The 12,934-nt window shown below is 40.8% G+C and carries 16 protein-coding genes; all 16 read right to left on the reverse strand.

All coding sequences use genetic code 11. The annotated features are described in order from the left end of the window. Window positions 1-56 precede the first annotated feature (56 nt). The 16 genes from A6J77_RS01415 to thrB all read right to left on the reverse strand — a co-directional run bounded on the left by A6J77_RS01415 (window position 57) and on the right by thrB (window position 12,932). Window positions 57-2,195 (reverse strand): penicillin-binding protein, encoded by a 2,139-nt coding sequence (locus tag A6J77_RS01415; protein WP_083067738.1) that lies wholly within the window; start codon window positions 2,193-2,195, stop codon window positions 57-59. Then, window positions 2,195-2,635 (reverse strand): cell division protein FtsL, encoded by a 441-nt coding sequence (ftsL, locus tag A6J77_RS01420; protein WP_083067739.1) that lies wholly within the window; start codon window positions 2,633-2,635, stop codon window positions 2,195-2,197. Before ftsL ends, A6J77_RS01415 begins: the two co-directional genes overlap by 1 nt. Window positions 2,636-2,698: 63 nt before the next feature. Next, window positions 2,699-3,649, reverse strand: a complete 951-nt coding sequence (rsmH, locus tag A6J77_RS01425; RefSeq protein WP_083067740.1) for a 16S rRNA (cytosine(1402)-N(4))-methyltransferase RsmH — start codon at window positions 3,647-3,649, stop codon at window positions 2,699-2,701. Window positions 3,650-3,728: 79 nt separating this feature from the next. After that, a complete protein-coding gene (gene mraZ / locus A6J77_RS01430) occupies window positions 3,729-4,160 on the reverse strand; it encodes a division/cell wall cluster transcriptional repressor MraZ (protein WP_016897668.1) in 432 nt (143 codons plus the stop codon). Between the two features lie 245 nt (window positions 4,161-4,405). After that, entirely contained in the window at window positions 4,406-4,780 is a 375-nt protein-coding gene (locus tag A6J77_RS01435) for a DUF3397 family protein (protein ID WP_083067741.1), read from the reverse strand. Between the two features lie 235 nt (window positions 4,781-5,015). Further along, the gene (rpmF, locus tag A6J77_RS01440) at window positions 5,016-5,201 is read right to left on the reverse strand and encodes a 50S ribosomal protein L32 (protein ID WP_083067742.1); all 186 of its coding nucleotides are present in this window, start codon (window positions 5,199-5,201) and stop codon (window positions 5,016-5,018) included. Between the two features lie 26 nt (window positions 5,202-5,227). Then, window positions 5,228-5,785 (reverse strand): YceD family protein, encoded by a 558-nt coding sequence (locus A6J77_RS01445; RefSeq protein WP_083067743.1) that lies wholly within the window; start codon window positions 5,783-5,785, stop codon window positions 5,228-5,230. A gap of 198 nt (window positions 5,786-5,983) precedes the next feature. Continuing rightward, complete coding sequence (locus A6J77_RS01450; RefSeq protein ID WP_083067744.1) at window positions 5,984-7,255, reverse strand: nucleotidyltransferase family protein; 1,272 nt, start codon at window positions 7,253-7,255, stop codon at window positions 5,984-5,986. 33 nt (window positions 7,256-7,288) lie between these two features. Continuing rightward, window positions 7,289-8,056, reverse strand: a complete 768-nt coding sequence (locus A6J77_RS01455; protein WP_083067745.1) for a class I SAM-dependent DNA methyltransferase — start codon at window positions 8,054-8,056, stop codon at window positions 7,289-7,291. Between the two features lie 9 nt (window positions 8,057-8,065). Next, window positions 8,066-8,425 carry a ribosome silencing factor gene (gene rsfS / locus A6J77_RS01460; RefSeq protein ID WP_083067746.1) on the reverse strand — a complete coding sequence of 120 codons (360 nt, stop codon included), beginning with the start codon at window positions 8,423-8,425 and terminating at the stop codon, window positions 8,066-8,068. A 46-nt stretch (window positions 8,426-8,471) separates the two neighbouring features. Further along, window positions 8,472-9,086, reverse strand: a complete 615-nt coding sequence (gene yqeK, locus A6J77_RS01465; protein ID WP_083067747.1) for a bis(5'-nucleosyl)-tetraphosphatase (symmetrical) YqeK — start codon at window positions 9,084-9,086, stop codon at window positions 8,472-8,474. Then, window positions 9,076-9,738, reverse strand: a complete 663-nt coding sequence (locus A6J77_RS01470) for a nicotinate-nucleotide adenylyltransferase (protein WP_083067748.1) — start codon at window positions 9,736-9,738, stop codon at window positions 9,076-9,078. Before A6J77_RS01470 ends, yqeK begins: the two co-directional genes overlap by 11 nt. Window positions 9,739-9,754: 16 nt before the next feature. Beyond that, window positions 9,755-10,063, reverse strand: a complete 309-nt coding sequence (gene yhbY / locus A6J77_RS01475; protein WP_083067749.1) for a ribosome assembly RNA-binding protein YhbY — start codon at window positions 10,061-10,063, stop codon at window positions 9,755-9,757. Between the two features lie 113 nt (window positions 10,064-10,176). Beyond that, entirely contained in the window at window positions 10,177-11,304 is a 1,128-nt protein-coding gene (yqeH, locus tag A6J77_RS01480) for a ribosome biogenesis GTPase YqeH (RefSeq protein ID WP_083067750.1), read from the reverse strand. Then, window positions 11,297-11,827 carry a YqeG family HAD IIIA-type phosphatase gene (locus A6J77_RS01485; RefSeq protein WP_083067751.1) on the reverse strand — a complete coding sequence of 177 codons (531 nt, stop codon included), beginning with the start codon at window positions 11,825-11,827 and terminating at the stop codon, window positions 11,297-11,299. Before A6J77_RS01485 ends, yqeH begins: the two co-directional genes overlap by 8 nt. A gap of 217 nt (window positions 11,828-12,044) precedes the next feature. Then, on the reverse strand, window positions 12,045-12,932 hold the full coding sequence (gene thrB / locus A6J77_RS01490; RefSeq protein WP_083067752.1) for a homoserine kinase: 888 nt from the start codon (window positions 12,930-12,932) through the stop codon (window positions 12,045-12,047). Window positions 12,933-12,934 lie beyond the last annotated feature (2 nt).

The raw sequence follows: 12,934 nt of genomic DNA on the forward strand, positions 1-12,934 counted from the left end.
TCTCTTCCCTTTTGTTTATAGGTTAATGTAGATTTATTTTCCTTGTTCTTAAGTGTTTACGACTCAGCTAATTGTAACACAATCGTCTTGTTGCTATTGACTTGTTCGCCTACTGTGATCGACTGACCGACGACGACGCCTTCACCCTCAAGTTCAACTTCAATACCAAGTAATGAGGCTAGAGCTTGACTAGTTGACGCGTTCAATCCGGTAAAATCTGGTATGGTTGGATTTTCATCGTCAGACATCAAGAAGATTGGTTGTGTAACAGACACTTCCTCGTTCACTACAGGCGTTTGGCTGACGATATTTTCCCCATCACCAATCACTTCTACATTGACAAAGCTCGCATCTGATAAGGTTTGTTGTGCCTCACTGACAGTTAATTCTGACACATCAGGGACGGTTGCCGTCACAACTGACTCACTATCACTTAAGGCATTATATTCTAGGGCCCTGGTTAATAGTGGTGTATAAATTTCTGTCATCATATCGCTTGCGGTTGTTTCCAAGTTCTTCGGTTGTTCCGTTGTGATATAAAGGACATATTGCGGATCTTCACTTGGGACAAAACCAACTACAGAGTATAAGTATTTGGTTAAACCTGCTTCATAGGTATTGGTTTCAAGGTTGAAGACCTCAGCAGTACCTGTCTTAGCAGATACTGTATAGCCGTCTAAGTCATAAGCGGCCCCGGTACCTGTATCTGCATAAACAACAGATTGTAAGTATTCAAGGGTCTTATTGGCAGTTTCTTTTGAAATTGGTGAAGAGACTACTTCTGGTTCCACAACTTGCATGCTGCCATCTTCTTCATAACGATTAACTAATTGTAATTTCATCATATTCCCATCGTTAGCAATTGCCGTGAAGGCTTGCATCATTTGGTAAGGTGTTACATAAATCCCTTGTCCAAAACCAGTCGTTACTTTATCTGCTTCATAATCATAGTTCATTGACCCGCTTGCTTCGTTGGCAAATCCTGAACCCGTTTCTTGTAGTAGACCGAACTCACGGATATAAGATTCCCAAACGTCATAACCCATCTCTTTTACTAAATGGATCATCAGGGTATTTGATGATTGTGATAACGCCTCTAATTCGGTAATCACACCCCAACCAATCCCGTTATAATCGGCAATCTTTGAATCACCCATAGTTACGGGACTTGAATCGTAGAATGAATCTGGGTCAAATACCCCTTCTTCAATGGCTGCTGCTACCGTTAATACTTTAATCGTAGATCCTGGTTCATAAGCTTTTTCAACTAATAAGTTTTGCCACATATCGTCGATACCTTCTTTTGTTTCTAGGTTGAAGGTTGGTCTTTGTGATGCTGCAACAATTTCTCCAGTTTCTGGCTCAACTAGCATAGCTGTCATTGACGTTGGTTGATATTTTTCATAAACCTCTGTCATCAAGGTTTCTAAATAAGTTTGTAATCGTGAATCTAAGGTTAAGTATACGTCAGACCCATCGGTAGGTTCTTCCTCCACTTGACCCGTCCCACTTAACTCAACATTGGTCGAACTAGATTTGTAAGATTTACGGCCATTGGTACCTTTTAGGGTTTCATCCATAGACAGTTCCAAGCCCATTTGCCCAGTTAAACGACTATCGATAGCAGTACCAGCTTCCATATACTCGGCATACCCAACTAAATGAGAGGCAAAGACGCCGTTTGGATACATTCTAGTTGGCATTTCATTAAACATAATACCTGGTAAGTTTTGGTCGTCAATGGCCTTCATCTCAGCGTACGTCAGGTCTTGCCCTGCTGTACCAAACTCTACTTGAGAAGCATCTTGAGTGTTTAGTCGTTCTAAGATTTCATCAGCCGTCAGGTTGATATATTGCGACAAGACTTGAGCAGTATTTTCCTTATCCACTACATATTGCGGGTCCTCTGGTTCAGACCATTCATCCGTTAAAACAGCGTACAATGAATAAGAAGTAGCATCCATTGCCAATGGATTTCCACCTACATCATAGATGGTTCCACGTTGTGCTGACAATATGCTACTTCTATCATAGAGGTTTTGGGCTTGCGCTGATAAATCTTGACCATTCACAGTCCCAATAACCATTATTTGTGTTAAACGAATGCCAAATATGAGTAGTAAAAAACCTGCCAAGCCCATCATCGCTCTTATTGTTTTTTTGCGATTCTTTTTGAGTTTTTTACTGTCTTTCATTATTCCACATTCCTTATATTTTCTTCATTCATATTCAACCCTTGTTCTTCAGCGATGTCTACCACTCGTGAGTAGTTAGATAATTCGTGGATTTCTTGGGTTAGATTCTCTTTTTGAACACCTAAATCTTCTGCGTTCTGTTGTACTTCTTGTAACTGCTGTGACGCTGCATTCACGTTAGCACGCATAATGGTCACCCCTAATAGTCCCGAAATCATAACTAGAAAGGTTACTGTCATCAACATTTTCTGCATCAGTGAGAATTTTACTTTTGATCTACTTTTACTGGCCGGTATACTCGCCGGAAGAGCAGTCATATTCCGCTTTGGTTGTGCCTGTTGACTTTCTTCTGGGTAAGCCGGAATATTTGGAATGGCTCTTTCGGCCGGCATGGCGTTCATTTTAATATTTACTTGGTCTTGTAGTAGAAATATTGCCATAAATACTGCTCCCTTCTATTGGTTGGCTTCCTTTTGCTTGTTGGTCTAAAGTTGTTTAAATGTCTATTTAATGCGTTCGATTATACGCAACTTGGCACTTTGTGCGCGTGAGTTATGCGCCAATTCTTCTTCACTGGCGTAAATTGGTTTTCTATTGACCAATTTAAATGGGGCTTCAATATCTGCATTAATTACCGGTAAATTCGCCGGTAATTCCTCGCCTGTTGAAGCGTCCTTGAACATTTGTTTCACAATGCGGTCTTCTAATGATTGGAAAGAAATCGTCGATACCCGTCCGCCAACATTCAATAAATTCAGTGCTTGCTCTAGGGAATCTTCAATCGCACCTAATTCATCGTTGACTGCAATACGTACTGCTTGGAAAACCCGTTTGGCCGGATGTCCACCCTTACGACGTGCTGGTGCCGGAATCGCTTCCTTAATAATGTCCACCAATTCCTCTGTACGCGTAATACGGTGGTCCGCTCTTCTTTGCTCGATTTTACGGGCAATTTGTTTAGAGAATTTTTCTTCTCCGTAGCGGTAAAAAATACGTACAAGATCATTGAAATCCCACTCATTAATAATGGTTTCTGCTGTTAATACTTGGGTTTGGTCCATACGCATGTCTAATGGTGCATCTTGGTGGTATGAAAATCCGCGTTCAATCTCATCTAATTGAGGTGAGCTCACGCCAAGGTCATACAAGATACCGTCTACGCCAGTAATACCCATTTTTTCAAGTTCTGACTGGATATGTCTGAAATTATTGTGGACAAGGGTAACCTTGCCATTTTCAATTTCCGCTGCCAATACTTTTTCGGCATTGCCAATAGCCACTAAATCCTGATCAAAGGCGATTAAACGACCTTCGTCAGATAGGGCTGCTGCAATTTTAGAACTATGTCCAGCACCACCCAAAGTACAATCAACATAAATACCATTAGGTTTGATTGCCAATCCGTCTACTGATTCGTTTAATAACACTGAGATATGATGGAATTCATTTGCCATTCTTCTGCCATCCTCTTCTTCTATAATTCTTTATCTCTTCAAAATTTATTACATTTGTTTTTCTAATTTAAGTTTTTAATTAAAGGCCAAAATCTAACATGTCTTCCGCAATTTCTTCAAAGCTTTCTTCAATTTCAGAAGAAACACTTTCCCATTTTGTTTTCGACCAAATTTCAATACGGTCCGAAACGCCTAAGACCAAACATTCTTTTTCAAGATTGGCGTAGTCTACTAGGGTTGATGGGATATTGATACGACCCTGTTTATCAATTTCAGCTTCAGCCGCTGCAGAATAGAAAAATCGTGTGAAAGCACGTGCTTCTTTCTTAGCTAACGGTAATTGTTTCAATTTCTCTTGAATTTTCTCCCAATTTTCTAAAGGATAGCCAAAAACACACCCATCCAACCCACGTGTAATCACGAACTTAGCACCTAAGTCCTCACGTAATTTTGCCGGAATGATGATTCGCCCTTTGGCGTCGATATTATGTTGGAATTCGCCCATTAACATCTTTTATCACCCTCTGTGCCTAACCTTAACCTTTATTGGTTTTAGTCTACCATATCTCCCCACTTTTCACCACAATTCCCCAAAAATTTGCTATTTTTTAAACATTCTGTGGAAAAGACGTAATTTCGATCTTTTTCCACAAAAAAAAGCTTTCAACCTGTTTTTAACAAGTTCAAAACTTCTTTCTTGTACATTTTTAAAAATTTTAGGTTTCTAACCAATAGAAATTGATAGCTAGCTAATATTTACATTGTCACTACTTGAATAATTCGGCAGACTGTTACCATCACATAAAGAATGAAAGTAATGGAGAAAGTAATATTTACCAGCATGCGGTAGAATTTTCCAACAATAACTTCTTTTTTTTTCACAAATCGCCAAACTAAAATACCAATCGCCAATAAGGAAATCACAACCACTAAGTGGGGAATAATTGAAAAGAATAATAAATCCTTGGAGATAAAGTGGAGGCAAACTAAAAGAATGGGAAAAACAACATCAATCGGTGCAAATTTAATCCGCTTGTTAAAGTAGAGGTAGGGTTTTCCAACTGTGCCCACAAGCATTAAGCTCACGATGGGTAGTAGATAAAACAGTATTTCGCTCCATTTGAAAGCCATAATCGTCAACCTTTCCATTGTTTTCTATATCAACCATAAGTATATCATCCATTAATACTAGCTAAGATGTCTAAAAATGTCTAGAATGATTTTCCCTTTGAACAAGTAAAACCAAAAAAAGGCACTAACCAAAAGCGGTTAATGCCCTTTTAATTATATATAATCAAAGTAAACATTTAAGTTTCCCACATATCAACTATGCGGTAATCCTCTATGAATCTTGCGCTAAATAAAATTATTCAGCTGCTGGGTCAGTCATTACATCTTTACCATCGTAGAAACCGCAGTTTGCACATACATGGTGAGATTTACGTAATTCACCACAGTTAGGGCATGCGTTCATTCCAGGTACTTCTAACTTGTAATGTGTACGGCGTTTGTTTTTTCTTTGTTTAGACGTTTTACGTTTTGGTACTGCCATCATTACACCTCCTAATTAAATATCAATTATGCTTCATCCGACGATTCCGAATCTTTAAACAAATCTTGAAGTTTAGCGAATTCAGGATTAATAACTTCCTCTTCCTCGCGTTCAGCTTCAAACTCTGTTTGACTTACAACTCGCCAGTCATTCCCTTCAGGAAACGCATCGTCAGCCTCTTCCTCTTCAGTCAAAATCTGAATTGGTAGATTTAGAAGAATGTTGTCACGAATAGATTCTCGCAAATCTAACGTGTAGCTATCCATAGATAACTGAACAACGTGTTCTTCATCGACAATATCTGTCTCCCAACCGTCTTCAATAAAACGTTCGGAAACTGGTAATTGTAGATCCAGCACTACCGGCTCTAAAGACCGTGTAGATGGCATCGTCATTTTTAGTGCTAATCGTAATTGTGTCAATACTGTATGTTCTTCATAGAGAACCATACCATCAACTGAAACAGGGGATATGTCGATCAACTCAGGTATTACTGCCTTCATTTGCTCTTTCATATCGACTGATTCTTGGATTATCATTGGTTGGGATGCGATTTGACGCAACTCTTGAATAGACCATTTCATTATTGACCACCTAATAAGCAACAAGAAAAATTATACTAAGTTTAAACTTATTTGTCAATGTTTTTTCCTTGACAAGGTCATTAATTAAACTCATTATCACTTTTTGACTGTCATATTTACAGGATGAAACGCACTTTCCCATACTACTAGGTCTCCATCAAAAAGTAAACTATTTTCCCTCTGCTCCCTTTCTTTTTTTTATTTCGTAAATATTGGCGGATGATTGAAATTTTGTTTATCAATTTGTGGTTTTAGTATTTCATACATCCGGTCAACCTTCAACCACATTGGCCAGTTTTCTTCACTCGTCTGGTCCACACGACTCACCAATTGCCACAGACTATCCGCCCCACTTAAATCCGCTTTAACCGTCTTCAAGTAAGCCCGTCCCTTCTCAGTCGCCCCAAGCAACATCAAAGGCTGTCGATGACTAGGTGAAAGCACTGCCTGCATCTCATCTTTTTTAATATTCAAAGCCACCATCAAAGCCGTCCTTTGCACCCGATTTGCAGACCAATTCCGGTTCTTCACCCGGTCCACAAAATCAGAGAAATTATCCGCCTGCTTAATCGCCTCAACCATCCGATTTTCCATACCACCCACCATTTGATAGATAGCCCCTAACTCCGCATTAGAAGCCGTCAACAAACGATAGCGCAGATAGGGAAACAAATCCGTCCACGATACCAGCTGGTCCGCCTCAATCGCCTCACATAAAGCCTCAACCATATCACTAGGCACCATCTTCTCCAATTCATTTGAATCTTTAAGACCCTTTAAATCTTTAGAAAAGAGGTAGTGACGTATGGCTGACCCAGACGTATAAAGGCTAGTACCTTGGTCTAATTGGCCTTCATTTAAGGCATTTAAACGATGGTTGTCCCCAACCCGTTTGACTGGCACCATCTTTAAAGGCGTCTGTAACTGGGCATTGACCTTAGCATAGGCAAAAGCTAGTAAGGTATTGGCGTTTTCTTTAAAGTTGATCTTTAAATCAGCAATTTCTAGATGGGTCGCCTGTAAATTTTGAATAGCTGCAATTCGTTTTTCAGCGAAAGAACGGTTGTCTAAATTCTCTACATATTGGTCAGCTTCCGTTACTTGATCAGGGTGGGCGACCATCCACTTGGCCAATTGTTCATAATCAGAAAAGTGGTCGTCTTCAACCCCAAAAGAAAAAGCTGATGCACCAAGGGCCGCCAAAGCTTTTACCCCGCCTTCAGCGAAGTAGTCAGCTGGTTGGGTAGCAAACCAGAATGGTAACTCAACCACTAAATCACAGCCGTTTTCCAAAGCAACGGCTGCTCGCGCCCACTTAGATACCAAGCTTGGTTCCCCACGTTGCACGTAGTTACCTGACATGACGCCAATCACAAGGTCCGCCTTGGCCTGGTCTTTGGCTTTTTTGATCTGATAGGCGTGTCCGTTATGGAACGGATGCCATTCGGCAATAATTCCGACAGCTTGCATAGGGTCACCCCTTTTTCAAAGTGTTTACATTACTTATTTTTGGGCTGAAAAGAAGATACGTTTAGAACTTTCATCCGGTGTGTCTTGACTAAAGTCTGCTGTGACACGGATCTTTTTGAAGCCTACTTGGGTCAAAATTTCCTGGTATGCTTCAATAGGCAAGGTCTGTTCGTAGTGCATTTCTTCAAACCGTTGATAGTTGTTATCGTCTGTGTTTTGAACGAATACGTTAATGGTATGGTCGATAGTATTTTCGCCACGGAACTGGTCTGATGTCCAGGTAAATACGGCGTCATCCCACTCAACGACAAAGGATGTTTCTGGATAGATGTCATTCATTTGATGAATAGAATGAACGTCGAACATGAAAATCCCACCATTTTGTAATTGCTGGTAGATATGGGTAAAAGTAGTTTTTACCGCATTCGCGTCCGCTAGATAATTAAAGGTATCGCAGAAGCAAGAAATGACTGCTGCTTGGTTCTTTAATTCAAATGTGGTCATGTCATCTTGCCAGAATTCAAGATCTAACTTAGCATCCTTAGCGTTCGTTTTAGCTGCTGTGACCATCTTTTCGGATAGGTCTAGCCCCTTGATAGGATAACCTGCTTGGGCCATCAAGATAGCGAATTGACCGCCACCTGCGCCAAGGTCCAACCAATAGTCTTGGCCCTCTATGAATTTGTCGAAGGCCTGCATGGTTTCTGTGGCGTAGGTAAACCAAGATAGGTATAAACTGTCATCAAACAAGATTTCGTAGACATCGGCGAATACGTCATATTGTTGTTGATTTTCTGTCATGGTTGCGCCTTAGCTAATCCATTCTTCAACGTTGACTAATGGTGCTTCAGCCCACATTTTTTCTAAGTTGTAGAAACCACGTTCTTCACTTGTAAATACGTGTACAATCACGTCGAAAGCATCGATTAAGATCCAACGGTTACCGTCTTTTCCCTCGATACCCTTCACTGAAAATCCTGCTTCTTCAATTGCGTCTTCAACAGCGTCCACAATGGCTTTAACTTGACGATCGTTACGACCAGACATGATGACAAAATAGTCAGCCATTGGTGTTGTGTTGGCAACGTCTAAGGCAACGATATCTGTCGCTAAGCGATCATCTGCGCCTCTAACGATTGCTTCTAATAATACTTCACTCTTTTTAGTCATAAATACTCCTTTATTATTGCTGTTTTATTCTGATTACTTATTTTTATTACTTTTTTTTACTGCTATATTTCTTGACCCAATCATTATAGATTGCAATGGTTTCTGGGTATACTTGACGGCCTGATTCAACCAAATGCACAATGGATTGCTTGATTTTAAAGTCTACTGCGGCATCTAAGTCAGTTTTAGCTAATTCACGTGCTTTTTCAACGCCTTTAAAATCACGATCTGGTTCAATATAGTCAGCAATAAACAAGATTTTTTGATTTAGGGTCATGTCATAGTTCCCTATAGTATGGGACCAAACAGCCTTTAAGATATCTTCATCTTTGACCCCAAACTGGGTATCTGCGATCATAGCGGCTAGTGGACCGTGCCAGATGGCAGATCCGTAATTTAACCACTCAGGGTTGTAACCTGGATAGTCTTTAAACTCAGCCAAGTGGGTTTCGCTGTCATCTTTGGCATAATCATGCAGTAAGGCTGCAATACTGGCCTTATCTACGTCCGCTTCAGGGTAAAGTTCAGCTAGTTGAATCGCTGTTTCTTCCACCCGCAAAATGTGCTTATATCGCTTGTCGGTTAAACGAGCCTGCAGTAATTTTTCAAGTTCATCCCGTTTAATATTAATTAAATCCGGATTTAATTCTCTAGCTTTCATGTGCTTGATATAACCCCTTTTCTTGAATGTAGGCAACAACAGGTTCTGGTGTCAGGTAACGGATAGAAGCTTTTTCTGCCACCGATTTTCTGATCCCCGTTGATGACACGGTCATCCCTTCAGCGTCTACAAAAATCAATGGATAGTCCGTATCATTTTGATACCCCTCCCGGCCGACACCTACAAAATGCACGATCTTAATCAAATCATCGATCCGGTGCCATTTAGGTAAGTTTTCGATCATATCGGCCCCAATGATGAAATAGAACTCATAAGTTGGATATAGGGTCGTTAATATCTCCATAGTATCCACCGTATAGGATTTTCCTACCCGGTCGAGTTCAATTGCTTCTAGACTGAAATGTGGATTGTCTTGGATTGCCAATTCAATCATATCTACCCGGTAGGCGTCATCTAAGGTTTCTTTGGTTTCCGCATGGGGTGGCTTCTTGTTTGGCATAAACCACACTTCATCTAGTTTCAGCTTGTCATAGACTTGTTCAGCCATCAATAAATGTCCGTTGTGGATGGGGTTAAAGGTCCCCCCAAGAATACCAATCCGTTTATGGGGATTGTCTTCAAATGCTAATTCTGTCTCTGGTTCATTTATCAAACGAACATGTTCTTGACCTAAAAATGATACCTTTGCCACAATTCGCCTCCTGTAATTAGCCTAAAGCTTTTACTTGCGCTGAGATTTCTTGATACTTAGCTTCAGAAGAAGGACGGTATAAAGTAATCACACGGCCGATTGTTTGGACAACAAATGCATCTACTGCTTCAGCAATTTCTACTGCCGCTTTGCTAGTTTCTTCATCTGTATTTTGTAATAAATGTACCTTGATCAACTCACGTTTTTCTAGGACCTCATCAATTTGCACCATAAACTCTTCTGATAAACCGTTTTTACCAATGTTGGCTACGGGGTTCAAATGATGGGCTTCTTTACGTAAAAATTTCTTTTGTTTGTTATTCAAAATGAATGGTCTCCTTTCATAATAAGGTGTGATAGCCGATCTTCCATTTCAGCAGGCTCAAACCCGATTTTGCTTTAGTTGATATGCTATGCAACTTATACCGCGATTAAAATCTAGATTAATTTTTCTCTGGTAATAATATCAATACCCTTTGGTACGTAAGCCGCGATTTGGACTGGGTCACTTACTGACACCCAGCCTAAACCTGGAAATACGATATCCGTTGGTGTTTTGATTGAAAATTCTTTGCGTACTAGTCCTGGAAAATTGGCCACATTTTCTGGGTAAGGCGGTTGTAAAATCCCACCAAGATGTTCTTGGTAAAATTCGTCTGAACCCTCTAATTTACGACGGTGAGGTTTAATCTGACCAGACATATAAACCGTGAAGGACGTCCGTTCACCAGCAATAAAATCAAGACGGGCTAAGCCACCAAAGAACAATGTTTGTTCTGGATTCAGTTGGAAAGTCACAGGTTTAATTTCTTTATTCGGTAAGGCGTCCACCAATTCTTTTCCTTCTAAAATAGAGGTCATCTGGCCTGGGTTAATGATTCCTGGTGTATCAATTAAGCTAGCTTCGTTACCCTCTGCATCGTCAAAAGGAATATCTATTAAATCTAAGGTCGTTCCTGGGAACTGGCTAGTTGTAATGACATCCGCTTCAACACCTGTAGCTTGAAGAATACGGTTGATCAATGAAGATTTACCAACATTGGCCATACCAATCACATAAACATCACGGCCATCACGCATTTCATCGATTTTCGCTAATAAATCGTCAATATTAGCCCGCTTTTTAGCTGAGGTAAGGATTAAATCATCAATTTTAATCCCATTATCTTTCAAGTACTTACGCAACCAATTTTCAATCCGGTTGTGTTTCACTGCCTTTGGAATGGCGTCCATCTTGTTGGCAACCATTAGGATGGGGTTAGCCCCTGCAAAACGGTTTAAGCCGTTAATTAAAGAGCCTGCTACGTCAAAGATGTCAATCACGTTAACGATAAGGGCATCTTTTTCACTAAGGGTGTTTAAGATGGCTAAAAATTCATTTGCAGATGTCGATACTTTCTCAAGGGTATTATAATGACGCAATTTAAAACAACGTTGGCAGTATAATAATCCTGATTCGATACCTTTCTGGTAGGCAGATTGCGGTGTGTACCCGCGTTTGTCTGGTTGGTCAGTCTGAATTTCAGCACCACAACCAACGCAATATAGTGTTTCTTCGTTAGACAATATTATTCCTCCACTTCAAGTCGGGATGTTTCTTTTCAATTCTCTTGAATAAGAATTTTTCAATTTTACGGTTTAATAGGGTCCATACCAAGTCTGTTTCAACTAATGGCATGACCAAGATGCTGCGAATGCCTAGGCGGTTACCACCAAAAACATCGGTTAAAAGTTGGTCACCAACAATGACTACTTCATCCTGGCTGACACCAAGCATGTCAATGGCCCTTCTAAATCCTCTACGAGAAGGTTTTTTAGCATCTGAGGTAAAGAGTACCCCTAGCTGGTCAGCAACACGCTTCACACGGCCATGCTGGTTATTGGATAAGATGACAACAGGTATCCCCGCTTCTTCCATGGTTCGTAACCAAGCGCGTAGCTCCGGTGTCCCATCCGGGTTATCCCATGCAATCAAGGTGTTATCTAGGTCGGTGATCACGCCTTTGATATTATGTTTGGCTAATTGATCAGGTGTCAATTGATAGATACGTTCTATCATCCAGGTTGGTTTAAAATAGTCTTTTTTCATGCCGGCCTCCCTTATTTTCATGAATAGTATACCATAAGCGGCCCCTTGGTTCACTTATGTAAAGGCCTGTTCACCGCATGTTTCATAAGTATAAGCTTTTGGTAAAATGCTACAAGCCGAGATGGCGGATAGTAGCCATTTTACCAAAAGCAAAGCAACAAAAAATGCTACGGGCATATCAGTCTGACATGCTCGTAACATTATCAATCGTCTAAAATCACATATCCTCTACTATAACCCCATCTGAGGCAAAGTCAAGTGTCTTTATCTGAGCGTCAAGATTTAATTGGTTGATGGCCTCAACAATCTGATCTGAGGCAGAAGCTTGGACAAGGGTCATAATAGTAGGACCGGCACCTGATAAGTAAGTCCCGTAAACCCCGTCAACTGTTGACAAAGCTTGGCGGATTTGACCTAATTCTGGCACCAATTGCGCCCGGAATGGTTCATGCAGCTGGTCCATTTCCATCAAGGTACCTACTGATTCAATGTCCCCTTCTAACAACTTACTGACGAAGACATTGCCGATACCGTTCGCTCGAACCGCATCTGCAAAGACCAATCCTTTAGGTAAAACAGCTCTCGCTTCTTTAGTTAATAGCTCCCGATTAGGGACGGTCGCAATAAAATGAACATCGTCTAGTAAAGACTTCGTCCACAAGACATGGGTTAAATCCATGGCTACAGATACCACTAATCCGCCCGCTAAAGCTGGCGCAATGTTATCTGGGTGGCCTTCGATTTCGTTAGCCATGTTAATCTTCTCATCCATTGTCCAAGTAGCACCCGCTAAAATTTCAGCAATGGCAATACCTGCCACAATGGCTGAAGATGACGACCCTAAACCACGGGCCGTCGGAATGTCACTGGTCATATTTAAATGATGAGGTTTGGCATCCGGTGCGAACCGTAAAATCGTTTCAATCACCATGTTGGATGCGTCAGTTGGAATCCCTTCGCCTAGGTCATGGTCAATTTGCCATTGTTCACTAGGGCTAAGAATATCCACCGTTAAATATAGGCTAACTGCAACACCGATTGAATCAAAGCCGGGCCCCATATTGGCTGAAGTCGCCGGGACTTTCACACGTACCTTTTCTACCATAA

Origin of the sequence: Aerococcus viridans (assembly GCF_002083135.2) — a bacterium.
GTDB lineage: Bacteria > Bacillota > Bacilli > Lactobacillales > Aerococcaceae > Aerococcus > Aerococcus viridans_C.